This window comes from Kribbella jejuensis, assembly GCF_006715085.1.
In the GTDB taxonomy this organism is placed as follows: domain Bacteria; phylum Actinomycetota; class Actinomycetes; order Propionibacteriales; family Kribbellaceae; genus Kribbella; species Kribbella jejuensis.
Genome location: NZ_VFMM01000001.1, coordinates 698,660 through 720,626 on the forward strand (window position 1 = coordinate 698,660; position 21,967 = coordinate 720,626).

The following is a 21,967-nucleotide window of genomic DNA, read 5'->3' on the forward strand; positions in this document are numbered from 1 at the left end:
CCATCCGCCTGATCGTTCAAACAGATAGTGTGTTCGCTTGTGACCGATGACACCACCCTCGTCAAGCGATCCCGGTACGCCGTCGCCGCAGTCTTCTGCGTGCACGGATCGGTCACCGGCTCGTTCGCGACCCGGGTGCCGTGGATCCAGGAGCACTCCGGCCTGTCCGCGGGCGAGCTCGGACTGGCGCTCGCGTTCCCGGCGCTCGGGGCCGCGTTGATGATGCCGCTCGCGGCCCGGGTCACCCACCGGTTCGGCACCCGCAACGCACTGCGTGGGCTGCTCGCACTCTGGACGCTCGCCCTGATCCTGCCGTCGTTCGCGCCCGGCCTGCTGACCCTGTGCGCGGCCCTGCTGATCTACGGCGGTACGGCGGGTATGGCCGACGTCGCGATGAACGCGCTCGGCGTCGAGGTGGAACGCCGGCTGAAGAAGTCGATCATGTCCGGGCTGCACGGCCTGTGGAGCGCCGGCGTGCTGCTCGGGTCCGCGGTCGGAACGGTCGCGGCGCACGCGAAACTGAGCGCGCAGGTCCATCACACGATCGCCGCCCTGGTGCTGACCCTGATCGGAACGGTCGTCTGCCAGTTCGTGCTGAACGTGCACCCCGAGGAGGACGAGGAGCCGCCGGCCCGGTTCACGCTGCCGCCGAGGTCGGCGTTGCTGATCGGCGCGGTCGGCTTCTGCGCGGTGTTCGCCGAAGGCGCGAGCCTCGACTGGTCCGCGGTGTACCTGCGCGACGTCCTGGACAGCTCGGCCGGGGTCGCCGCCGGTGCGACCACCGGGTTCGCGGTGACGATGGCGATCGCCCGGATCACCGGCGACGCGGTCATCGACCGGTTCGGCGTCGTCCCGACGGTCCGGGCCAGCGGCCTGATCGCGACGCTCGGCGGTCTGCTCGTGGTGGTCTCGCCGGACGCGATCGTCGCGATGATCGGCTTCGGGCTGATCGGGATCGGGATCGCGGTCGTCGTACCGCTCGCCTTTGCCGCGGCCGGCCACACCGGCGCCAACGCCAGCCAGGCGATCGCCGGCGTCGCCACGATCACGTACGCGTCCGGCCTGGTCGCGCCGTCGATCATCGGCGGCATCGCGCAGGCGAGCAGCCTGACGATCTCGTTCATCGTGGTCACGGCGCTCGCGGCCGGGCTGGCGATCTTCGCGCGCGTACTCGCAACCAAGACAGAAGCTGGAGCGCAACCGTGACGCACTTTCGGACAGCCGGACCGCAGGACGCGGCCGCGGTCGCAGAACTGCACGGCGACAGCTGGCGGCGGCACTACCGGGGCGCGTACGCCGACGCGTTCCTCGACGACGAGTCGCCGGCGTACCTCACCGCGATGTGGACGCAGCGCCTGGCGAACCGGGAGGGCACGCGTACGACGGTCGCGGAGGAGGACGGGCAACTCATCGGCCTCGCGCATGTGGTGTACGACGCGGACCCGAAGTACGGCGCTCTGGTCGACAACCTGCACGTACGTGCCGTCCGCGAGCGGCAAGGACTCGGCACCCAGCTCCTCGCCCACGCCGCCAAGGACGTCCGAACCGGTCTCTACCTCTGGGTGCTCGAGCAGAACACGGCCGCACAGGCGTTCTACGAAGCCCGCGGCGGAATTCGCGGCGACCGCAAGGACGTCCCGCCACCCGGCGGCGAGCCCCACCGCCTGACCGGGACGCCGGCCTGTTTCCGCTACTACTGGCCGGACCCGGTCAGCTTGACCGTCTCGATCAGCGCATAGGAGGCCTGACTCGCCGCCTCGGGATCGGCGGCGCGGATCGCCTCCAGTACCTCGACATGCGCGTCCCCGAGCCGTTGGTCCTCCGGGATCGTCGCGGTCTGGTGGATCGACTCGGTCATCACCTCGGCGAGCGCGTCGTAGAGCCGCAGGAGCAACGGGTTCCCGCTGGCGACCACGACCCGGCGGTGGAAGTCGGTGTCGACGGCAACGAACGCGTCCAGGTCCCCGGCCGCGAGCGCCTCGCCGCGTGCGACGAGCACCTGCTCCAGGGCCGCCAGGCTCTCCGGATCCGGGTCCCGCGCGGCCAGCCGGGCGGCCGCCGCCTCGATCCCGGCGCGGGCGTCGAGGACGTGCGTCAGCGACGCCGACAGCTCGTCGCGGACCAGTACGCCGCTGATCTCGTTGGTCGCGCGGACGTACGTACCGTCGCCGACGCGTGGCTCCAGCAGGCCCGTCAGGCTCAGCGAGCGCAGCGCCTCGCGGACCGTACCGCGGCTGACGCCGAGCTCGGTCGCGAGCTGGTGCTCGCCCGGGATGCGCGCCCCACGCGGCCAGTCCCCGGACTCGATCCGCGCCCGGAACTGCTCGGACACCTGCAGCACGAGCGGCACCTGCCGCACCAAAGACGCCATGCCGTACAGTATATAAATGTCGGACATCTACACAGGCGGTTGACGAGGGGTGTGTTGTGGCAGTGCTGACCGAACCCATGGCCAGAGACCGGTCGGCGCTGATCACAGCGACCGCCTTCGTGGTCGCGCTGAGCCTGCGCCCGGCGCTGACCGCGGTCGGGCCGGTGCTGCCGCGGATCGGCGACGCGCTCCAACTCGGTGAGGCGGCGCAGGGTCTGCTCGGCACGCTGCCGCTGCTCGCGTTCGCGGTCGCCTCTCCCCTCGTCCACCTGGCGTCCCGGCGGTTCGGGATGGAGCGGGCCGTGTTCGTCTCGCTTCTGGTGCTGGCGATCAGCAGCGCGCTCCGCCCGTACACCGGCCACGCCGGTCTCTGGATCGGTACCGTTCTGGTCGGCGGCGCGATTGCTGTCGGCAACGTGCTGGTACCGGTGATCCTCAAGCGCGACTACGCCGGCAACGTGTCCCGGGCGACCGGCATCTACACCGCCTTCATCACCGGCGGCGCCGCGATCGCCTCGATCCTCGCCGTACCGATCGCCGACGCGGTCGACTGGCGGCTGTCACTCGCGGTCTGGGGCGGTCTCGCTCTCCTGGTGGCGGTGATCTGGCTGCCGCGGACGCTGTCCCCGGAGCCGATGCCGGCCGCTTCGACGGACGACGAGACTCCGTCGGTGAGCGTGTGGCGACAGCCGATGGCCTGGCTGGTGACCGCGTTCATGGGACTGCAGTCGACCAGCTTCTACCTGTTCGTGAACTGGCTGCCGACGATCGAGATCTCCACCGGCGGCGTCTCCGAGCGCGCCACCGGTGTGCATCTGTTCGTCTTCCAGGTCTTCGGCCTGATCGGCGGCCTGAGCATCCCGTTCCTGCTGAAACACCCGACCAACCAGCGGGCCGGTCTGATGACGGCGAGTACGCCGATTCTCGTCGCACTGCTCGGCCTGCTGCTGGCACCGCAGCTGGCGATCGTCTGGGCGGTCGTCGGCGGGCTTGGCCAGGGCGCCGGGCTGGTCGCCGCGCTCTCGCTGATCAGCCTGCGCGGCCGCGGCCACCACGAGACCACGCAGCTGTCCGGGATGGCGCAGGCGGTCGGGTACACGCTGGCCGCCGCCGGCCCGGTCGTCGCGGGCTACCTGACGCAGGTGACCGGCGGCTGGAGTACGACACTCGTCGTGTTCGCCGTACTCGCAGCCACCCAGGTCACACTCGGATTCGTCGCAGGACGCGACGACCGCTGAACTACTTGTCCGTTGCGAAGGCTGCGTCGAAAGCGGCTTCGGGCTTGTCGAAGGCGAGCTTGCGGATCACGTTGACCGCCTCCGCGGCGCCGACCTTGCGGTCCATGCCGGCGTCCTCCCACTCGACCGAGATCGGGCCGTCGTAGCCGATCGAGTTCAGCACCCGGAAGCAGTCCTCCCAGTTCACGTCGCCGTGACCGGTGGAGTAGAAGTCCCAGCCGCGCCGCGGGTCCGCCCACGGCAGGTGCGAACCGAGCCGGCCGTTACGGCCGCCGCCGACCCGCATCTTGGTGTCCTTGCAGTCCACGTGGTAGATCCGGTCCTTGAAGTCCCACAGGAACGCGACCGGGTCGATGTCCTGCCAGACCATGTGCGACGGGTCCCAGTTCAGCCCGAACGCCTCGCGGTGGCCGATCGCCTCGAGCGCGAACGTGGTGGTCCAGTAGTCGTACGCGATCTCCGACGGGTGCACCTCGTGCGCGAACCGGACACCCACCTCGTCGAACACGTCGAGGATCGGGTTCCAGCGGTCCGCGAAGTCCTGGTACCCGGCCTGGATCCGATCGGCCGGTACCGGCGGGAACATCGCGACGTACTGCCAGATCGACGAGCCGGTGAAGCCGATGACCGTCTTCACGCCGAGCTTCGCCGCCGCCCGCGCGGTGTTCTTCAGGTCCTCCGCGGCGCGCTGCCGGACGCCCTCGGCGTCGCCGTCGCCCCAGACCCGGGACGGCACGATCGCCTGGTGCCGGAAGTCGATCGGGTCGTCGCAGACCGCCTGCCCCACCAGGTGGTTGGAGATCGCGAAGACCTGCAGGTTGTACTTCGCCAGGATGTCCTTGCGGCCCTGGACGTACGAGTCGTCGTCGACCGCCTGCTGGACGTCGAAGTGGTCACCGGAGCAGGCGATCTCGACGCCGTCGTACCCGGCCTCGGACGCGAACTGGCAGACCTCTTCGAACGGCAGGTCGGCCCACTGGCCGGTGAAGAGAGTGATCGGACGAGGCATCTGACGCGCTCCTAGTTGTCGACGGCGTGGTCTACGGGGATCCAAGCAGAGTCGTTGGCGGCGGACCGCAGTACGGCGTCGACCACACGGGCCGAGCGTGCTCCGGCGGCGAAATCGGGCAGGCCGTCCGGGCGGTCCCCCAGCACGGCGGCGTAGCTGTCGGCGACGAACGAGTCGAACGCGTCCTGGTAGCCCTGCGCGTGGCCGGCCGGCAGCCGGTTCACCCGCAGCGCGTCCGGGCTGAGCGTGCCGGGGTCGCGGGTCAGGACCTGCGACGCGTCGACATGGCCGACCCACAGCCGGTCCGGGTCCTCCTGGTCGAAGCCGAAGCTCGACTCGGTACCGGACACCTCGAGGTACAGCCGGTTCTTCCGGCCGGCGGCGACCTGGCTGACCACGATCGTGCCGACCACGCCGGCCTCGGTCCGGAACTGCGCGGTGGCCAGATCCTCGGTCTTCACCTCGACGCCGCCGCGCTGCGCCCGTACCGTCCGGAGCTGGGCGCTGATCGCAGCGATCCGGTCGCCGGTGACGAACTCGGTCAGGTCGCACCAGTGCGAGCCGATGTCCGCGAACGTCCGCGACGGGCCGCCGGTGGTGTCGTCGACGCGCCAGTTCTGGTCGTCGGCGCCGGCCAGCCAGTCCTGCAGGTACGAGCCGTGCAGGCTGGTGATCACGCCGGCGTCGCCCGCGGCGATCCGGGCGCGCAGCTCGCGGACCATCGGGTGGTACCGGTACACGAACGGCACCGCGCCGACCAGTTGCGCCTCGTACGCCGCGGTCTGCAGGCCGATCGCGTCCTCCACCGACGTCGCGAGCGGCTTCTCGCAGACCACGTGCTTCCCGGCGTCGAGCGCCTTGAGCGTCACGTCCCGGTGCGTGTTGTTCGGCGTACAGACGTGGACGACGTCGACGTCCGCGGCGAGCAGCTCGTCCAGGGTACCGAACCCGCGCTCCGCACCGGTCGCCTCGGCCGCGGCCTCCGCCCGGGCGGGCGACGATCCGACGGCTCCCACCACGGTCGCGCCGGACACCAGCGCGGCCCGGCCGTGGACCTGACCCATGAACCCGCCGCCGACGATCCCGACCTTCAGCTTGCGCGCATTGGTGGACACGTCGAAGGACGCTATGGGACCCTTTTGAACCCTGTCAAGCAAAAGTCCACGACCAGTACGACGAAAGTCCGGTAGATGAGCGATCTCGGTACGGCGGACCCGGTGCTGCGGTTGCTCCGGGACGGGCAGCCGCGGACGCGCGCCGAGTTGATCGAGCTCAGCGGGCTGGCGCGGTCGACGGTGACCGGGCGGATCGAGACGTTGCTCGCGGCGGGCCTCGTCGTACCGTCGGGTGAGGCGGCATCGACCGGTGGACGGCCGCCGGCGCGGTTCCGGTTCAATCCGACGGCGCGGCTCGTGCTGGCTGCCGATGTCGGCGCGACGCATTTGTCCGTTGCCCTCACGGATCTGACCGGGACAATTCTGGACCGGTCGACGACGCCGCTGGCGATCGCGGAAGGGCCTGAGGTCGTGCTCGACGCTGTTGCCGAGGAGGGCGAGGCGTTGCTGCATGCGGCGGGACGGTCGGTGGCGGATCTGGCGGGGACCGGAGTCGGGTTGCCCGGGCCGGTCGAGCACAGCACGGGGCGGCCGAACCATCCGCCGATCATGCCGGGCTGGGATTCGTACGACGTGGTCGGCCGGTTGCACACCCGCTTGCCCGGGCCGGTACTGGTCGACAACGACGTGAACATCATGGCGCTCGGCGAACACGCCACGGCGTACCCGGACGTCGAGCACCTGCTGTTCGTGAAGGTTGCCACCGGCATCGGCGCGGGCGTGATCAGCGGCGGCCGGCTGCACCGCGGGGCGCGTGGGGCGGCCGGAGACATCGGGCACATCCAGGCGCCCGGCCACACCGAGCTCTGCCGCTGCGGGAACACCGGTTGCCTCGAGGCGATCGCGTCCGCCGCTGCGCTGGCCTCCAAGCTCGGCGTCGAGACCAGCCAGGACATCGTCGAACTGGTCCGCGCCGGCAACACCGACGCCACCACCGCGATCCGCCAGGCCGGCCGCGAGATCGGCACCGTCCTCGCGGCCGCCGTCAGCCTCCTGAACCCGTCGGTCATCGTCGTCGGCGGCTCACTCGCCCAAGCCGGCGACAGCCTCCTGGCCGGCCTCCGCGAAACCGTCTACGCCAGATCGTTGCCCCTAGCCACAACCCACCTCCACGTCGTCCCGTCCCGCACCGGCCCCGACGCCGCCCTCCTCGGCGCCGCCACACTCGTCCTCACCGGAGCCCTCACCTAGCCGAACGAACCACTCGCCCTCACCGAGCCCTCGCCTAGCCGAACCAGCCACTCGCCCTCAGCTGGCTCGCGCGAGGTGCGGACCGCCAGGCCATCACATCGCCGGGCGCCGGCGAGCGCCGCGCTCAGCATGCGCGGCAGCCCGCGATTGTGGTGGCCTGGTCTCACCGCTCGGCGCACGATTGTGGTGGGCCGGCCGGGGCTAGCTCCAGGCGATCGCGACTTCGTCGATCAAGCGGACGACGCGGTCGAGCTCGGTGCCCCCGCGGGCGCGGCCGAAACCGTGACGGCGGCCCCAGAAGGACGCCTGGACCGCGATCAGCTGGGTCCACCGACGGATGCGTTCCCCGTCGACGCCGGACGCTTCGGCGAACTCGTGCAGCTCGACCTGGAGATGACGGAGCAGTTCAGCGCCGGTCAGACGCTCGTCGAGGAACAGGTTGTACGCACGTGTGCGGAGGAAGATCGCAGCGTCGAAGGCTGGGTCGCCGACGTAGCCCTTGGGGTCGACCGCCAGCCAGGGTTGCCGGTTCGCGCGGAGGATGTTGCGTGCGTGGAAGTCGCCGTGGACCATCGTCTCCGGTTGCGCGCGGCACAGCTCGTCCACCACCGCGAGCGCCTGCTCGACGACGAACTCAGGCAGCGGATGGTCCAACTCCGCCGCATCCTTCAACAGGTCGTCGTGCCACGAGTCGGCCTGGTCCGACATCCGCGGCAGCCCGTCCGGGGCGGGGATCGTCAACTGCCGCAGCAGCTCACCGGCAATCGTCGCGGACCCGGCGCCGGCCAACGTCTCCGGATACACCCGCTCGAGCAGCATCGCGTACCGCGCATCATCACGCTCGTACAACTTGACCGCACCGCGCCCACCCCAGGCCTCGAACGCATCCGGCTCGTGCACGTTCCCCGGATGCGGAAACGAGACCTTCACCACCTTGTCCCCGGCGACCGGCACCACCACGCCGACCTGACCATGCAGCCAGTCCCCGTCCTGCCGCAGATCCCACCGCACCAGTAGGTCCTCGACAATCCCCGGCAGTTCCGCCAGCCACGCCTCCCCCGCAGCGCCTTCTCGCTCGACCGTGACCCTGGCGAACGCCGAAGGGATCATCCCCAGCGTTCCGACTTTGCCGATCGGGAGACCAGGCTGAACAGCATGTCCTCCGGGGTCATCTCGCCGGCCACGACCTTGGTGACGTGTTCGACGATCGGCATCTCGACATCGTGGTGGTGGGCCAGTTCGGTGATCGAGGCGCAGGACTTCACCCCTTCGGCGACCTGGCGGGTGGCGCCGGTGATGTCGGCGACCGTCATGCCCTGACCCAGCTTCTCGCCGAACGTCCGGTTCCGCGACAGCGGCGACGAGCAGGTCGCGACCAGATCACCCAGACCGGCCAGACCCGAGAACGTGTGTTCGTCGGCGCCCAACGCCGTACCGAGCCGGGCGATCTCCGCCAGGCCGCGGGTGATCACCGACGCCCGCGCGTTGTCACCGAAGCCCAGACCGACCGCCATCCCGACCGCGAGCGCGATCACGTTCTTGCACGCACCCCCGAGCTCACACCCGACGACGTCGTTGTTCGTGTACGGACGGAACGTCGGCGAATGGCACAGCTTCTGCAACCGCGCCGCGGTCCCCTCGTCCGCACAGGCCACGACCGACGCGGCCGGTTGCCCCTCGGCGATCTCGCGGGCGAGGTTCGGCCCGGAGACGACCGCGATCCGTTCCGGCCCGGCGCCGGTGAGCTCGGCGATGACCTCACTCATCCGCTTCGTCGTACCGAGCTCGACGCCTTTCATCAGGCTGACCAGCGGTACGGCGTTCGGCAGTACGCCGGCCCAGTCGGTGAGGTTGTCGCGCAACGACTGCGACGGCACCGCGAGCACGACGGCCTCCGCTCCGTCGGCGGCCGCGGCCGGATCGTGGGTCGCGGTGATCGCGTCGGACAACTGGATCCCGGGCAGGTACTCGGCGTTCTCGTGCGCGGCGTTGATCGCGTCGCACAACGCCTCCCGCCGAGCCCACACCGACACCTGGTTCCCCGCGTTCGCCAGCACCGTGGCGAACGCCGTCCCCCAGGACCCGGCACCGAACACCGCGACTTTCGTCATTCTTTGTCCTCACCTTGAGCTTTCCGAGCTTTGCGGAGGTCGTAGAGCTCCTTGGGCGGTTCCTCACCGCGCAGTTCGCCGAGCGTCTCGGCGACCCGGGCCATGATCACCTCGGTTGCCTCGTGCAACAGCTGGTTGGTCAGCGGCTTGCCCTGGAACGCGCTCAGGTCGACCGGCTTGCCGGCCCGCACCTGCAGCGTCTTGCGCGGCAGCAGCCGGACCCGGATCTTGCCGGTGTAGGACTTGATGATCTCCTGGGCGCCCCAGTTCGCGACCGGGATCACCGGGCAGCCGGTCATCAACGCGATCCGGGCCGCGCCGGTCTTGCCGGTCATCGGCCACATCGCCGGGTCCCGGGTGATCGTGCCCTCTGGGTAAACACCCACGCACTCACCGCGTTCGACCGCGGCGACCGCGTCCCGGAAAGCGTCCGCGGCCTGCGCGGAATCGCGGTACACCGGAATCTGCCCGGCCCCGCTGATGATCTTGCCGAGCACCGGGATCTTGAACACCGACGCCTTCCCGAGGAACCGCGGGATCCGCCGGCACTCCCAGATGAAATAGCCGAGCAGCACCGGGTCGAAATGCGAGATGTGATTCGGCACGTAGACCACGCCGCCGTGCCGCGGCATGTTCTCGCGGCCGCTGAACCGGCACTTGGTGAACACGATCATGAACGGCTTCACGATCGCGACGATGATGCCGAACCAGAATCCGCGCGGCGGCCGTGGATCGTCACTCCGGCTGTCCACTGCTGCCTCCTGGTGGTCGAACGCGCCCTCGGTCATGGGAGAATCCTGCCTGATGGCAGACCTACAGGTCGCTCCCTGGACCCTGGTGATCCCGGTGAAGCGTACGGCGATCGCGAAGAGCCGGCTCGCTCCGGCCTACCCTCAGCACCGTCCTGAGCTGGCGCGTGCCTTCGCCGTCGACACTACTGCTGCCACCCTGAACTCCCCACTGGTACAGACCGTCCTGGTGGTCACCGACGACCCGCAGGTCGCCGCGGACGTGACCGCGGCCGGTGCGCGCGTGGTGCCGGATCTCCCGGCCGCGGGGCTCAACGAGGCGCTCGTGCACGGAGCCACTGTGGCGGCTGCGGAGTTCCCTGGCAATGGCGTCGCGGCGTTGTCGGCGGACCTTCCGGCGCTGCGTCCGGCCGAGCTCACCGCCGTACTCGCGGCCTGTACGGCGGCACGTTCCTTCGTCGTCGACGAACCCGGTACCGGTACGACGCTGCTCGCGGCGGCCGCCGGCGTACCGCTGGATCCGCGCTTCGGCGTCGGCTCCGCCCTGGCCCACCAGGCATCCGGAGCCGTACCGATCGACCTGGCCGGGATCGAGTCGGTACGTCGTGACGTCGACACCGCGGCGGATCTGGCGCACGCCGTACAACTCGGCGTGGGACCGGCGACCGCGGACGTGATGTCGCTGGTGCTCGGAGCCGCGACCGGCACCGAAGGGCTAGCCTGCTGACATGCAGGCGACTGTGAGCAAGTACGACGGTGAAACGTTCTCCGGGGCAGTGCTGACCGATACCGGGATCGAGCTCCCGTTCACGGTGCACGCCGTCGCCGACACCCCGGTCCGGCATCTGCGGATCGGGCAGCGGGTGACGATCGAGACCACCGGCTCCGGTGCCACGCTGGCCGTCACCAGGCTTGAGTTCGCAACTCGGCTCTAGTTGCCCCTAGTTGCCCCTAGTTGCCCTGGACAACGGCGAAGGCCGGTCATCCCCTGTAGTGGGGGTGACCGGCCTTCGCTGTGATGCGGGTGCCGCAGTGCGTGAAGATCAGCGAGCGGTGCGCTTCGCCGCGGTCTTCTTGGCGGGGGCCTTCTTGGCCGGCGCCTTCTTCGCAACGGTCTTGGCCGGGGCCTTCTTCGCCGGGGCCTTCTTGGCGACGGTCTTGGCCGGCGCCTTCTTGGCAACCGTCTTGGCCGGGGCCTTCTTGGCGACCGTCTTCTTCGCAGCGGCGGTCTTCGTGGCAGCGGCCTTGGCCGGCGCTGCCTTCTTCGCCGGGGCAGCCGCCGTCTTGGTGGCGGTCGCGGCCGGCTTCGGGGCCACCAGCTTCGGCAGCTTCTTGGCGCCGGAGACGACGGCCTTCAGCTCCGCGCCCGCGCGGAACTTCGGCACCGTGGTCTTCTTGGCGCGCTTGGTCTCACCGGTCCGCGGGTTGCGCACGATGCGCGCGCCACGCTCGATGGCCTCGAAGGCACCGAAACCGGTGATGGCGACCTTGCCACCCTTCTTGGTCAGCTCGCGCTGGACGGTGTCGATCACCGACTCCAGTGCGTGCTGGGCCTGGCGGCGGTTTCCGTCGAAGTGCACTGCGAGCGCTTCGACCAACTGGCTCTTGTTCACTGCTTCCCTCCGTGAACACTAGGCGTCGAGCACAGCGCTCGATCTCACAGGAACGTTATGGACTGAACAGGCCATGCACAAACACCAACGCGGCAATTTGGCCTTGTTTTAGGCGATTCGGGCCACAATTTCGCCCGATCCGGTCCCGGGGAGGGGTTTTCAGCGCTGACTCCGGCGCGATCTACAGCCAGCCGCGGCGTTTGAAGATCTGGTGCAGACCTCCACAGACCAAGGCCATCAGGGCGATCGCGAACGGGTATCCGTACTGCCAGTGCAGCTCCGGCATCTTGTCGAAGTTCATCCCGTAGACGGTCCCGATCAGCGTCGGCGCGAACAGGATCGCCGCCCAGGCAGAGATCCGCTTGACCTCTTCGTTCTGCTCGCTGCTGGCGATCGCGAGGCTCTTCATCTCCTCGTTCTGCTGCTGGGCGACCAGGGTCGCGTTCACGGTCAGGATGTCGCGGAGCAGTTCGCGGAAGCCGTCGACCTTCTCCACCACCTCGGTCACGTGGTCGGCGACATCGCGCAGTGAACGTTGCAGTTCCTCGTCGACGCGGTACTTCTGGAAGCCGCCGCGCAGTTGCTCGAGCATCCCGATCAACGGCCGGGTGGCGCGCTGGAACTCGATCACCTCACGGGACAGTTCGTAGATCCGTCGCGACACCTTGGGATCGCCGCGGAACACCTCGGTCTCGATCTCGTCGATGTCGTTCTCCAGACCGGCGACCACCGGTGCGTACCCGTCGACGACCTTGTCCATGATCGCGTACAGCACCGCTTCGGCACCGCGGCTGAGGAGCTCGGGATCGCGTTCGACCCGGCGGCGTACGGCGGCCAGGTTCGGCGCTTCGGCATGCCGGACCGTCACCACGAAGTCCGGGCCGACGAACAGGTGCACCTCACCGAACTCGACCTCCTCGGTCGCGTCCCGGTACCGGGCGGCCTTCAGTACGACGAACAACGTGTCGCCGTAGCGCTCCAGCTTCGGCCGCTGATGCGCCTCGTTCGCGTCCTCGATCGCCAGCTCGTGCAGGTCGAACTCCTGCGCCAGCGAGGCGAGCTCGCGGCGATCCGGCCGGTACAGGCCGATCCACGCCAGGCTCTGCGGGGCGTCGTGCAGCGCGGCGTACGTCTCGGCCAAGGAATGCGGGGACGCGACCCGGGTGCCGCCGCAGTAGATCGCGCTGTCGACGACGCTGTGCCCCTTGGGCTTCTGCGGATCGCGCGACTGCTTGGTGTCCGGCTCGATCGCGGGCACGGCAGCGGATGCGGCGTGCTTGCGCGCGGCGGCACGCAGTGACGGAGTACGGCTGAACGCACGGAAAGGGCGCAGGCGCAGGTCGGACATGAGTCCTCCAGAGGTGGCGGTTCAGGCGAGTGATGAGCGCACGTCTGCCCGACCGCTACTGCTAGAGGTGGAAAGCCCCCGAAGGTCGAGCGAGACCCATATGTCTGGAGGGATCGCTGCTGTTCACGCGTCCTCACCTCCTCGGTCTCGCAAGCCTTGTTCCGACGATGTTCTCGGCAACCCCAGAAGGGTAACACCAGAGTTATCGCCCCCGACCACCCAAACGTTACTGCGCACATTTCCCGCGCCTCCGGCGCGGCCGGGCACGGGGTGGTGCGCTTGTTCCCCGCGTCCCGGGCACGGGCCCCGTGCCCGGGACGACAACTCTGATAGAGCTCTCAGGCCTTTGCGGGAAGGGTTGCCGGCTTGAAGGACGGCCGGGTTGCTTCGTACGCAGCGATCTCGTCGGCGTGCGACAGCGTGATGCCGACGTCGTCCAGACCGTTCAGCAGCCGGTAGCGCGTGTAGTCGTCGATCTCGAAGGGTGCCGAGACGTCACCGGCCGAGATCGTCTTGTTCTCCAGGTCGACCGTGACCTTGGTGCCCGGGTCGGCCTCGACCGCGGTCCACAGCTGCTCGACGACGTCCTGCGTCACCAGGGCCGCGAGCAGACCGGCCTTGCCGGAGTTGCCGCGGAAGATGTCGCCGAAGCGCGACGAGACAACGACCCGGAAGCCGTAGTCGAGCAGGGCCCAGACCGCGTGCTCCCGGGACGATCCGGTGCCGAAGTCCGGCCCGGCGACGAGCACCGAGACCCCTTCGTACTCCGGCTGGTTGAGGACGAACGAAGGATCGTTGCGCCAGGCCGCGAACAGCCCGTCCTCGAAGCCGGTCCGGGTGACCCGCTTCAGGTAGACGGCCGGGATGATCTGGTCGGTGTCGACGTTGCTGCGGCGCAGCGGGGCCGCCGTACCGATGTGCTGGGTGAAGGCTTCCATGGTTCCGTTGCTCCTCAGGCGTTCGCAGGTACGGCGACGGGCGGCAGGTCGGCCGGTGCGGCCAGGGTCCCGGTGACAGCGGTCGCGGCGGCGACCAGCGGCGACACCAGGTGGGTACGACCGCCCTTGCCCTGGCGGCCTTCGAAGTTCCGGTTCGAGGTCGACGCGCTGCGCTCGCCCGGTGCCAGCTGGTCCGGGTTCATGCCCAGGCACATCGAGCAACCGGCCCCACGCCACTCGGCGCCGGCCTCCTTGAAGATCTTGTCCAGCCCCTCGGCCTCGGCCTGCAGCCGGACCCGGCCGGAGCCCGGTACGACGAGCATCCGGGTGCCCTCGGCAACCTTCCGGCCGGCCAGCACGCCGGCCGCGGCCCGCAGGTCCTCGATCCGGCCGTTGGTGCAGGAGCCCAGGAACACCGTGTCCACGTGGATCTCGCGCAGCGGCGTACCGGCGGTCAGGCCCATGTACTCCAGCGCACGCTCGGCCGCGACCTTGTCGTTCTCGTTGTCGAAGTCGTCCGGCGACGGCACGGTCGCCGACAGCGGCACGCCCTGGCCCGGGTTCGTGCCCCAGGTGACGAACGGCGTGATCTCCTCGGCGCGCAGCACGACCTCCTGGTCGAACGTCGCGTCCTCGTCGGTGGCCAGGCTCTTCCAGTACTCGACGGCGGCTTCCCAGTCGACGCCCCGCGGCGCGTGCGGCTTGTCCTTCAGGTACTCGAACGTGGTCTCGTCCGGCGCGATCATGCCGGCCTTGGCGCCCCACTCGATCGACATGTTGCAGATCGTCATCCGGGCTTCCATCGACAGCGCGCGGATCGCCTCGCCGCGGTACTCGACGATGTAGCCCTGACCGCCACCGGTACCGACCTTCGCGATCAGCGACAGCACCAGGTCCTTGGCCGAGACGCCGTCCGGCAGCACGCCGTCGACGGTGACCGCCATCGTCTTCGGGCGGGCCTGCATCAGGGTCTGGGTGGCCAGCACGTGCTCGACCTCGCTGGTACCGATGCCGAAGGCAATCGCTCCGAACGCGCCGTGCGTGGAGGTGTGGCTGTCGCCGCAGACCACGGTCATCCCCGGCTGGGTCAGGCCGAGCTGCGGGCCGATCACGTGCACGACGCCCTGGTCCGGGTCGCCCAGGGTGTGGATCCGGATGCCGAACTCCTCGGCGTTCTTGCGCAGGGTGTCCACCTGGGTCCGCGACACCGGGTCGGCGATCGGCTTGTCCACGTCGTACGTCGGCACGTTGTGGTCCTCGGTGGCGATCGTCAGATCCGGGCGCCGGACCGGCCGGCCCGCCAGCCGCAGTCCGTCGAAGGCCTGCGGACTGGTCACCTCGTGGACCAGATGGAGGTCGATGTAGAGGAGGTCGGGTTCTCCGTCGGCATGGCGCACCACGTGCGCATCCCAGACCTTTTCCGACAACGTCCTACCCATCAGACTCCCTCTCGTTAGATACATTTCCCACCCCACCGCCCCGGTCGAGGTTTGGAAGTGGTGCTTTCGCTCACAGTGCTCTCGATCAGGCTCTCGAAGCGACTTGCGTTCCACGATTCGAGACGGCAGTATCGTCTCATGGACAACTCTAGCGGAGTCGGCGTTCTCGACAAAGCAGCTCTCGTTCTGTCCGCACTCGAGTCCGGGCCGGCGACCCTGGCCGGACTCGTGGCGGCGACCGGGCTGGCCCGGCCGACGGCACACCGCCTGGCGGTCGCTCTCGAGCACCACCGGCTGGTGGGGCGGGACATGCAGGGACGCTTCGTGCTCGGCCCGCGACTGAGCGAGTTGGCCTCCGCCGCCGGTGAGGACCGGCTGCTCGCGACCGCCGGCCCGGTGCTGGCGCGACTGCGCGACATCACCGGCGAATCGGCGCAGTTGTTCCGCCGGCAGGGCGAGTACCGGGTGTGCGTCGCGGCTGCCGAGCGGCCGTCCGGTCTGCGCGACACGGTGCCGGTGGGTTCGCAGCTGACGATGGCGGCCGGGTCGGCCGCGCAGATACTGCTGGCGTGGGAAGACCCGGAGCGGATGCACCGCGGCCTCCACAACGCTTCCTTCAACGCAGCGGCACTGGCCGGCGTACGGCGTCGCGGCTGGGCGCACTCCGTCGGCGAACGCGAGCAGGGTGTCGCATCGGTCTCGGCACCGGTCCGCTCCCCCAGCGGCAAGGTGATCGCGGCCGTGTCGGTCTCCGGCCCCATCGAACGCCTCTCCCGCCAGCCCGGCCGCATGCACGCCCCCGCCGTGATGGCCGCCGCCGAACGCCTCTCCGAGGCTCTCCGCAGGGCGTCCGAGTAACTAGAGCGCCCAGAGCTGTCCCGTGCTGCTGTCGACCAGAGCAGCACGGTCGGCCGTGGCTTCCAACGGCAGTACGTCGTACACGGCCGCCGTCAGCACCGGCAGGGCGACCAACGGAACGCGAGGCGCCAGCGTGCAATGCGGCACCCACCTGCCGGGCAAGTAGTGCCGGTGACAGATGCGGCACGTGTCTGCCGTGGGTGTGGGACTTCAGCGTCGGCACGCCGAGATTCTCCAACCGGTCCCAGAGCGCTCGCAGGAGCCGGTCGGTGCGGCGGTCGAAGAGGAGGCAGACGGCTAGTGCCACCAGTCCACGGTAGGTCGGTGGTTGCCGTGGGATCGCCGGAGGGTCACCATCAGTTGAGGTGCCGGTGCACCGCGTGCCGGGCCTTCGAGGAGGTCGACATGGAGCGGGACTGGCTGACTCTCGGCTGGAAGATGTTGCTCGTCCGCGGTGTCATCGGCATCGTCTTCGGGATCCTGGCGATCGCCTGGCCGATCTCCACTGCGATCGCCCTGGCTGTGCTGTGGGGCATCTGGGCGGTCACCGACGGGATCGGCTCGATCGCCCAGGCCTTCCAGCCGGACCACCGGGGCAGCCGCCTGTGGCTGATCGCCCTCGGCGTGATCGCGCTGATCGCCGGGTTCTTCGCAATCGTGCATCCCGGGATGACCGCCGCCACCCTGACCTGGATCCTCGGCATCTGGCTGATCATCCGCGGCATCTTCGAACTGTCCGGCGCCTTCTTCAGCCAGCAGCCGATGCCCCGCTGGCTGCTCGTGCTCAACGGCCTGCTGTCGATCCTGATCGGCATCCTGTTCGCCGCGAACCCAGGCCGTGGCGCGGTCACGATCGCCACCCTCCTAGGCATCACCGCCCTGATCTGGGGCGCAGTACTCCTCGCCGTCGCCTGGTCCGTCCACCGAGCCACCTCCGGCCCGGCCCACCCCAGCCCCTCGCCGGCCTGATCCCCAGGCGAGGAAAGCTAGGTTATTCGGTGCAGCCGCAGGAGGTGTTGGGGAGTAGTTCGTAGTCGAGGACGTGTCGCGCGGGCGGTGGATTGGTGCGGTCGAGCAGCAGTTCGACGGCGCGGCGGGCGGTTTCCTCGATCGGTTGGCGGACGCTGGCCAAAGGCGGGATCGTCACCGTGCACTCGCTGGTGCCGTCGAAGCCCATCACCGCGACGTCTTCCGGCACCCGCAGCCCGGCCTCCCAGGCCGCGAACAGTACGCCGAACGCCTGCTCGTCAGTCGAGCAGTAGATCGCCCGCGGCGGCCACTCCTCCTGGAACCACGCCCGTACGGCGTCCCGCGCGGCGAACCGGGACACGGGTGCGGCGACGTACCGCGCCGAGGCCCGCGGATGTGCCTCCAGAGCGCGTTCGATCCCGCGCCGGTGTTCCGCCGTACCGGGTGATTCCTCGGGGCCGGTGACGACGCCGAGGGTGCGGTACCCGTGCGACAGCAGGTGATCCGCCGACGTCTCGGCGCCCGCGACGTAGTCGATCGAGAGCGTGGAGACCGTCACGCCGTCGGGCACCGGATGCAGCGCGACCACCGGTACGCCGGCCGCCGCGAACCGCTGGATCGCCGGTTCGACGAGCAGCGAGACGAGGACGACGCCGTCGACCTTGCGCTCGATGAACGACCCGATGTGCGCCGACTCCTGGGCCGGGTCGCCGGCCGAGTCGCCGATCAGCAGCAGGTGGTCGTGCTGCCGGGCGAAGTTCTCCAGGTGTTCGGCGAGCGTGGCGAAGTACGGGTTGCGGATCTGCGGGATCAGCAGGCCGAGCGAGTACGTCCGCCCGGCGCTCAGCGCGCGGGCGAGGATGTTCGGCCGGTACTCGAGCTCCGCCGCGGCTTCGAGTACCCGCCGGCGGGTCTCCGCGGACACCGGCCGCGGCCCGTTGTTGAAGACGTAGCTGACGACCGCGGTCGACGTGCCGGCGCGCTCGGCGACGTCACGTGCGGTCGCCATCGATCTCCCCACGCTGCACAGCGTATTCCGTCCCGCCCGCAACGATCCGCCGTGTGATCTCCTCAGCCACCGCCTCAGCCTCCACCGCGGTCACGATCCGCACCGTCCCCTCGGCGTCCGCGGCAAACGTACTGAGCCCGCCCTCAGCAATCTGGACCTTGCCCAAGTCCGAGAAGCTGAACAGTTCCGGGCAGCTCAGCGCCAGCACCGCCACCGGATCGTGCGGCACGTTCCACGTCTCGTTCCAATAAGCCCACCACTGCTCGATATCCGCCCCGAGCGCCGCCCCCAACGGACCGGCCGCCCGGATCCGCTCCAACCGGGGCTTCTCGATCGTCACCTGCCGGGTGACCTCCAACCCGGTGATCGTCGTCGGAATCCCCGCGTTCAACACGGCCTGTGCCGCAACCTCGTCCGACTTGAAGTTGTGTTCCCGCACGTCGTCGCCGAACGACCCGCCCATCACCCACAGATGCCGGATCCACCACGCCGCCTGCGGTTCGAGCGCCAACGCGGCGGCAATGTTGGTCAACGGGCCGATCGCCGCCACGTCGAGCTCACCAGGGCGCTCGCGTAGCCGTGCGACCAACCGTTCCGGCGCACTGTCCGCGCTGATCGTCTCCGCGTCCAGCCCGTTGTGCAGCGTCCCTTCGTGCCCGGCCCACCACACCTCCCTTCCGGACAGCGGCTCGGCCAGGCCCGGTACGACGTCCAGCTCGCGGCCGGCGAGTACGCCGTACCGCCGGGCGAGCTGGGCCCGCAGCCGCGTGTCGCCGTACACCGTATGGACCTCGGCGAGCTCGACCTCCGGGCTGCCGAGCAACTGGGCCAGCGCCATCGCGTCGTCGACGTCGGAACCGATGTCGGTATCGAGAATGAGGGAACGCACGGATCTCCTTTACTTGAGCCCGGTCATTTGAGCCCGGTACTCGACACGGATTGGACGAAGTAGCGCTGGAAGCCGGCGATCACGACCAGCGGGATGACGGTGAGGACGACGGCGCCCGCGAACACGAGGCCGTAGTCGGCGAAGTTCTGGCCCTGCAGGTTGGACAACGCGACCGGTCCGAGGATGTGTTTCGCGTCGGTGCCGATCAGCAGCGGCCAGACGTACGCCTGCCACTGGAAGAGGAACAGCATCAGCCCGGCGCCGATCAACGCGGGCTTCGACAACGGCAGGTAGATCCAGCGGAAGACGCCGAACCAGCCGAGGCCGTCGAGGCGGCCGGCCTCGACGAGCTCCGCCGGGATGCCGAGGAAGAACTGCCGGAGCAGGAAGATCGCCATCCCGTTGCCGATCCCGGGCAGCACCAGCCCGGTGAAGGTGTTGGTCAGCTGCCAGTCCCGGAACATCGTCGACAACGGAATCGCGATCGCGTCGAACGGCACCAGGAAACTCAGGACGACGATGCCGAACACCAGCCCGCGGCCGCGGAACTCGAACGCCGCCAGGCCGAAGGCCGCCGTCGCACAGACCGCCAGCCCGATGATCACGGTGAGCGCACTGACGAAGATCGAGTTGAGCGTCGCGCGGCCGACATCGCTGCTCAGCAAGGCGGAGTAGTTGTGCAGCGTCGGACGCAGCTCGAAGAACGTCTGCCACGACAGCTTCAGATGCGCGAACGTCTCCGAGCCGGGCCGCAGCGAGTTCGTCACCACCCAGAGCAGCGGCAGGAAGAACAGGATGCCGACGACTCCGCCGAGCGCGGAGAGGCTGACCCGCTTCACTGGTCACCTCGCAGCAACCGGAACTGACCCGCCACGATGACCAGCGTCAGCGCGACCAGGATGACCACCTCGGCCTGCGCGACATGGATGTCGCCGAGCGCGTACGCACGGTTGTAGACGTCGTACATCAACAGGTTGCTGTTGCCGTTGGGCCCGCCCTTGGTGAGGATCTGCACCGGCGCGAACACCAGCAGGTTGGACACCGTGTCAGCGACCAGGACGAAAGCGAGCGGACGACGTACCAGTGGAAGCGTGACCGACACCATCCGCCGCCACGGGCCGGCGCCGTCGAGCAGCGCGGCCTCGCGGACCTCGACCGGGACCTCCTGGATGCCCGCGATCAGGAACAGCATCCAGTACCCGACGCCGATCCAGGACAGCAGCACGATCAGCGACGGCAGGACCTGGCTCGACGACGTGAGGAACGGCTGCGCGGGCAGGCCGAGCCGTTCCAGTACGCCGTTCCCGAGACCGTCGGGGCGGTAGATGACGCTCCAGATCACGGCCGACACCGCCGGCGGCGTGGCGATCGGAAGGATCACCAACGTCCGCCAGAGCTTCGATCCGGCCGCCTTCTGGGTGAAGAGGACTGCCAGCAGGAACGCGACGACGACCTGGATCGGGTTCACCAGCACGGTGAAGAGCAACGTGACACCGACCGATTGCCGGAAGTCCTTGCTCCCCAGCAGGTCCGTGTAGTTGCTCAGCCCGGCGAACACCCGGCCCCCACGCAGCAGGCTCTCGCTGTAGAAGCTCTCAACTACCGCGGAGATCGCCGGGACGATCCGCAGTACGGCGAGACACACCAGCGCGGGCGCCAGGAAGGCCAGGGCGATCAGCCCCTGCCGCTGCCTCATTTAATGGACTTCCACGCCTCAGTCAGCTGCTGGGTGGCTTGCTGCAACCGCTGATCCGGGTTGGTCCCGTTGCGGATGTCGGCGAACGCCTTGCCCATCACTTCCTCGAACTGGATGTACCCGACGCTCACCGGCCGCGACACCGCGGTGTGCTCACTCTCGTACGCCGTGATCGCCGCCGCACCGGCCGTCTTCGTACCGGAGAACGCGTCCATCTTCGGGGTGTACTGCTTCTGCGCGTCGAGGTTCGCCGGGATGATCGTCGTCGTACTCGTGGTGGCCAGGTTGCCGGCCGGGTCCAGCGTCGCGAACTCGATGAACTTGCGGGCCATCCGCTGCTGCTTCGAGGCCGGGTTGATGCCGAGCGACCACGACCCGGTCGGTGTGACCGGCTTGCCGCCCTGGAAGTACGGCAGCGGCGCGACGCCCCAGTCGATCTTCGAGCTGCCGAAGATCTTCAGGTCCCACGGCCCGCCGACGAAGAACGCCACGTCGCCGTTGGCGAACACCGGACCGGTCTGGAACCCGCCGATGCCGCGCGGCGACAGGCCGCTCGCGAAGGTTGCGCCGTACCACTGCATCGCCTTCTTCCAGCCGTCGGTCTCGATCGCGGGCGTGAGCGCGTCATCACCCTCGATCCCGGAGCCGCCGCCGAGCGACTCGGCCAGGGGTTGCAGCTGGTAGTACGCCTCGGGCTGTTCCATGAACAGCCCGTACTTCGTGCCGCCCGCCTGCATGCTCTTCCGGCCGGCCGCCTCGACCTGCTCCCACGTCCAGCGCTGCTGCGGGTCCGCGGTCGGCGGAGTGACCTTCGCCTTCGCGAGCGCGGTCTTGTTGTAGAAGAGGTACTGCGTGGAGTTCCACATCGGCAGCGACCAGAGCTTGTCGCGGAAGTGGTTGGTCTTGTACGCCGCGGCGCTGAACGACGTCTTCACCTTGGCGTCGAGATCGCCGAGATCGGTGAGAAAACCCTTCGCGGCCAGCTGGGAAACCCGCGGCTCGTCGACCGTGTAGACGTCGATCCCGGCGTCCTTCGCGCTCAACCGCTGCTGCATGGTCGCGTTGAACTGGTCGAACGGGATCTGGGTGTAGGTCACCTTGATCCCGGGGTTCTTCGCCTCGAAGGCCTTGATCACCGGCTGGTAGGTCTCGGCGTTGTCGGTGCCGGTGAACGTGATCGTCCCGGTCTCGGGGCCGGGGTCGGCTTTCGCCGGGCCGTCCGACCCGGCGCCGGTCGACCCACCACAACCGGCCAGCAGCAGGGCCGCGGCAACCGCCGCGGCCGGAAGAGCGAAGAGGTTCCGCCGCACAGCGATCCCCTTTCCAATGACGCAGGGAGAAGGTCTAAGCGGTTAGACTCTAAGCGCTTAGACCTGCGGGTGTCCAGCAGTTCGGGACTGTCCGCGCTGTGCCTGACGACGTAC

General features: G+C 69.1%; 24 protein-coding genes. 8 read left to right on the plus strand and 16 right to left on the minus strand.

The features are described from left to right. Positions 1–39 precede the first annotated feature (39 nt). Complete coding sequence (locus tag FB475_RS03320) at positions 40–1,206, plus strand: MFS transporter (RefSeq protein ID WP_141852418.1); 1,167 nt, start codon at positions 40–42, stop codon at positions 1,204–1,206. Next, a complete protein-coding gene (locus tag FB475_RS03325; RefSeq protein WP_141852420.1) occupies positions 1,203–1,739 on the plus strand; it encodes a GNAT family N-acetyltransferase in 537 nt (178 codons plus the stop codon). The genes FB475_RS03320 and FB475_RS03325 overlap by 4 nt, the downstream gene beginning before the upstream one ends. Here FB475_RS03325 and FB475_RS03330 read toward each other — a convergent pair. Next, positions 1,694–2,371, minus strand: coding sequence for a FadR/GntR family transcriptional regulator (locus FB475_RS03330; protein ID WP_185759045.1), 678 nt, complete (start codon positions 2,369–2,371; stop codon positions 1,694–1,696). The genes FB475_RS03325 and FB475_RS03330 overlap by 46 nt on opposite strands. Before the next feature lie 77 nt (positions 2,372–2,448). Here FB475_RS03330 and FB475_RS03335 point away from each other — a divergent pair, with 77 nt between their 5' ends. Next, positions 2,449–3,609 (plus strand): CynX/NimT family MFS transporter, encoded by a 1,161-nt coding sequence (locus FB475_RS03335; RefSeq protein ID WP_141852424.1) that lies wholly within the window; start codon positions 2,449–2,451, stop codon positions 3,607–3,609. Between the two features lies 1 nt (position 3,610). Here the strand turns inward: FB475_RS03335 and FB475_RS03340 are convergent, their stop codons facing one another. Continuing rightward, entirely contained in the window at positions 3,611–4,618 is a 1,008-nt protein-coding gene (locus tag FB475_RS03340; RefSeq protein ID WP_141852426.1) for a sugar phosphate isomerase/epimerase family protein, read from the minus strand. 11 nt (positions 4,619–4,629) lie between these two features. Beyond that, positions 4,630–5,733, minus strand: coding sequence for a Gfo/Idh/MocA family protein (locus FB475_RS03345; RefSeq protein ID WP_141852428.1), 1,104 nt, complete (start codon positions 5,731–5,733; stop codon positions 4,630–4,632). A gap of 75 nt (positions 5,734–5,808) precedes the next feature. Between FB475_RS03345 and FB475_RS03350 the strand changes: the two genes are divergently transcribed. After that, on the plus strand, positions 5,809–6,924 hold the full coding sequence (locus FB475_RS03350) for an ROK family transcriptional regulator (RefSeq protein WP_141852430.1): 1,116 nt from the start codon (positions 5,809–5,811) through the stop codon (positions 6,922–6,924). 201 nt (positions 6,925–7,125) lie between these two features. On the opposite strand, the gene FB475_RS03355 is transcribed toward FB475_RS03350, so the two are convergent. The 3 genes from FB475_RS03355 to FB475_RS03365 are packed head-to-tail and all read right to left on the minus strand — an operon-like array spanning position 7,126 to position 9,823. Continuing rightward, on the minus strand, positions 7,126–8,034 hold the full coding sequence (locus FB475_RS03355; protein WP_202878245.1) for an aminoglycoside phosphotransferase family protein: 909 nt from the start codon (positions 8,032–8,034) through the stop codon (positions 7,126–7,128). Beyond that, positions 8,031–9,035: an NAD(P)H-dependent glycerol-3-phosphate dehydrogenase gene (locus tag FB475_RS03360; protein WP_141852434.1), complete on the minus strand. Its 1,005-nt coding sequence runs from the start codon at positions 9,033–9,035 to the stop codon at positions 8,031–8,033. Before FB475_RS03360 ends, FB475_RS03355 begins: the two co-directional genes overlap by 4 nt. Then, positions 9,032–9,823 (minus strand): lysophospholipid acyltransferase family protein, encoded by a 792-nt coding sequence (locus FB475_RS03365; protein ID WP_141852436.1) that lies wholly within the window; start codon positions 9,821–9,823, stop codon positions 9,032–9,034. The genes FB475_RS03360 and FB475_RS03365 overlap by 4 nt, the downstream gene beginning before the upstream one ends. Positions 9,824–9,839: 16 nt before the next feature. Between FB475_RS03365 and cofC the strand changes: the two genes are divergently transcribed. Further along, positions 9,840–10,511: a 2-phospho-L-lactate guanylyltransferase gene (gene cofC / locus FB475_RS03370; RefSeq protein WP_141852438.1), complete on the plus strand. Its 672-nt coding sequence runs from the start codon at positions 9,840–9,842 to the stop codon at positions 10,509–10,511. Position 10,512: 1 nt separating this feature from the next. Beyond that, a complete protein-coding gene (locus FB475_RS03375; RefSeq protein WP_141852440.1) occupies positions 10,513–10,719 on the plus strand; it encodes a hypothetical protein in 207 nt (68 codons plus the stop codon). A gap of 108 nt (positions 10,720–10,827) precedes the next feature. Here the strand turns inward: FB475_RS03375 and FB475_RS03380 are convergent, their stop codons facing one another. The 4 genes from FB475_RS03380 to leuC all read right to left on the minus strand — a co-directional run bounded on the left by FB475_RS03380 (position 10,828) and on the right by leuC (position 15,122). Then, positions 10,828–11,397: an HU family DNA-binding protein gene (locus FB475_RS03380; RefSeq protein ID WP_141852441.1), complete on the minus strand. Its 570-nt coding sequence runs from the start codon at positions 11,395–11,397 to the stop codon at positions 10,828–10,830. A gap of 181 nt (positions 11,398–11,578) precedes the next feature. After that, positions 11,579–12,745 (minus strand): magnesium/cobalt transporter CorA, encoded by a 1,167-nt coding sequence (gene corA / locus FB475_RS03385; RefSeq protein ID WP_141852443.1) that lies wholly within the window; start codon positions 12,743–12,745, stop codon positions 11,579–11,581. A 338-nt stretch (positions 12,746–13,083) separates the two neighbouring features. Further along, a complete protein-coding gene (gene leuD, locus FB475_RS03390) occupies positions 13,084–13,683 on the minus strand; it encodes a 3-isopropylmalate dehydratase small subunit (RefSeq protein WP_141852445.1) in 600 nt (199 codons plus the stop codon). 14 nt (positions 13,684–13,697) lie between these two features. Further along, on the minus strand, positions 13,698–15,122 hold the full coding sequence (leuC, locus tag FB475_RS03395) for a 3-isopropylmalate dehydratase large subunit (protein ID WP_141852447.1): 1,425 nt from the start codon (positions 15,120–15,122) through the stop codon (positions 13,698–13,700). 138 nt (positions 15,123–15,260) lie between these two features. On the opposite strand from leuC, the gene FB475_RS03400 reads away from it, so the two are divergent. Continuing rightward, entirely contained in the window at positions 15,261–15,980 is a 720-nt protein-coding gene (locus FB475_RS03400; protein ID WP_130387568.1) for an IclR family transcriptional regulator, read from the plus strand. Here the strand turns inward: FB475_RS03400 and FB475_RS37140 are convergent, their stop codons facing one another. Then, positions 15,981–16,142 carry a hypothetical protein gene (locus tag FB475_RS37140; RefSeq protein WP_202878246.1) on the minus strand — a complete coding sequence of 54 codons (162 nt, stop codon included), beginning with the start codon at positions 16,140–16,142 and terminating at the stop codon, positions 15,981–15,983. A 243-nt stretch (positions 16,143–16,385) separates the two neighbouring features. Between FB475_RS37140 and FB475_RS03410 the strand changes: the two genes are divergently transcribed. Continuing rightward, on the plus strand, positions 16,386–16,949 hold the full coding sequence (locus FB475_RS03410; RefSeq protein ID WP_141852449.1) for an HdeD family acid-resistance protein: 564 nt from the start codon (positions 16,386–16,388) through the stop codon (positions 16,947–16,949). A 22-nt stretch (positions 16,950–16,971) separates the two neighbouring features. On the opposite strand, the gene FB475_RS03415 is transcribed toward FB475_RS03410, so the two are convergent. The 5 genes from FB475_RS03415 to FB475_RS03435 are packed head-to-tail and all read right to left on the minus strand — an operon-like array spanning position 16,972 to position 21,853. After that, on the minus strand, positions 16,972–17,958 hold the full coding sequence (locus tag FB475_RS03415) for a LacI family DNA-binding transcriptional regulator (protein WP_141852452.1): 987 nt from the start codon (positions 17,956–17,958) through the stop codon (positions 16,972–16,974). Then, positions 17,942–18,847, minus strand: coding sequence for a nucleoside hydrolase (locus tag FB475_RS03420; RefSeq protein ID WP_141852454.1), 906 nt, complete (start codon positions 18,845–18,847; stop codon positions 17,942–17,944). Before FB475_RS03420 ends, FB475_RS03415 begins: the two co-directional genes overlap by 17 nt. A gap of 23 nt (positions 18,848–18,870) precedes the next feature. After that, complete coding sequence (locus tag FB475_RS03425; protein WP_141852456.1) at positions 18,871–19,686, minus strand: carbohydrate ABC transporter permease; 816 nt, start codon at positions 19,684–19,686, stop codon at positions 18,871–18,873. Then, positions 19,683–20,543, minus strand: a complete 861-nt coding sequence (locus FB475_RS03430) for a carbohydrate ABC transporter permease (protein WP_141852458.1) — start codon at positions 20,541–20,543, stop codon at positions 19,683–19,685. Before FB475_RS03430 ends, FB475_RS03425 begins: the two co-directional genes overlap by 4 nt. Further along, positions 20,540–21,853 carry a sugar ABC transporter substrate-binding protein gene (locus FB475_RS03435; RefSeq protein WP_185759047.1) on the minus strand — a complete coding sequence of 438 codons (1,314 nt, stop codon included), beginning with the start codon at positions 21,851–21,853 and terminating at the stop codon, positions 20,540–20,542. The genes FB475_RS03430 and FB475_RS03435 overlap by 4 nt, the downstream gene beginning before the upstream one ends. Positions 21,854–21,967: the final 114 nt, after the last annotated feature.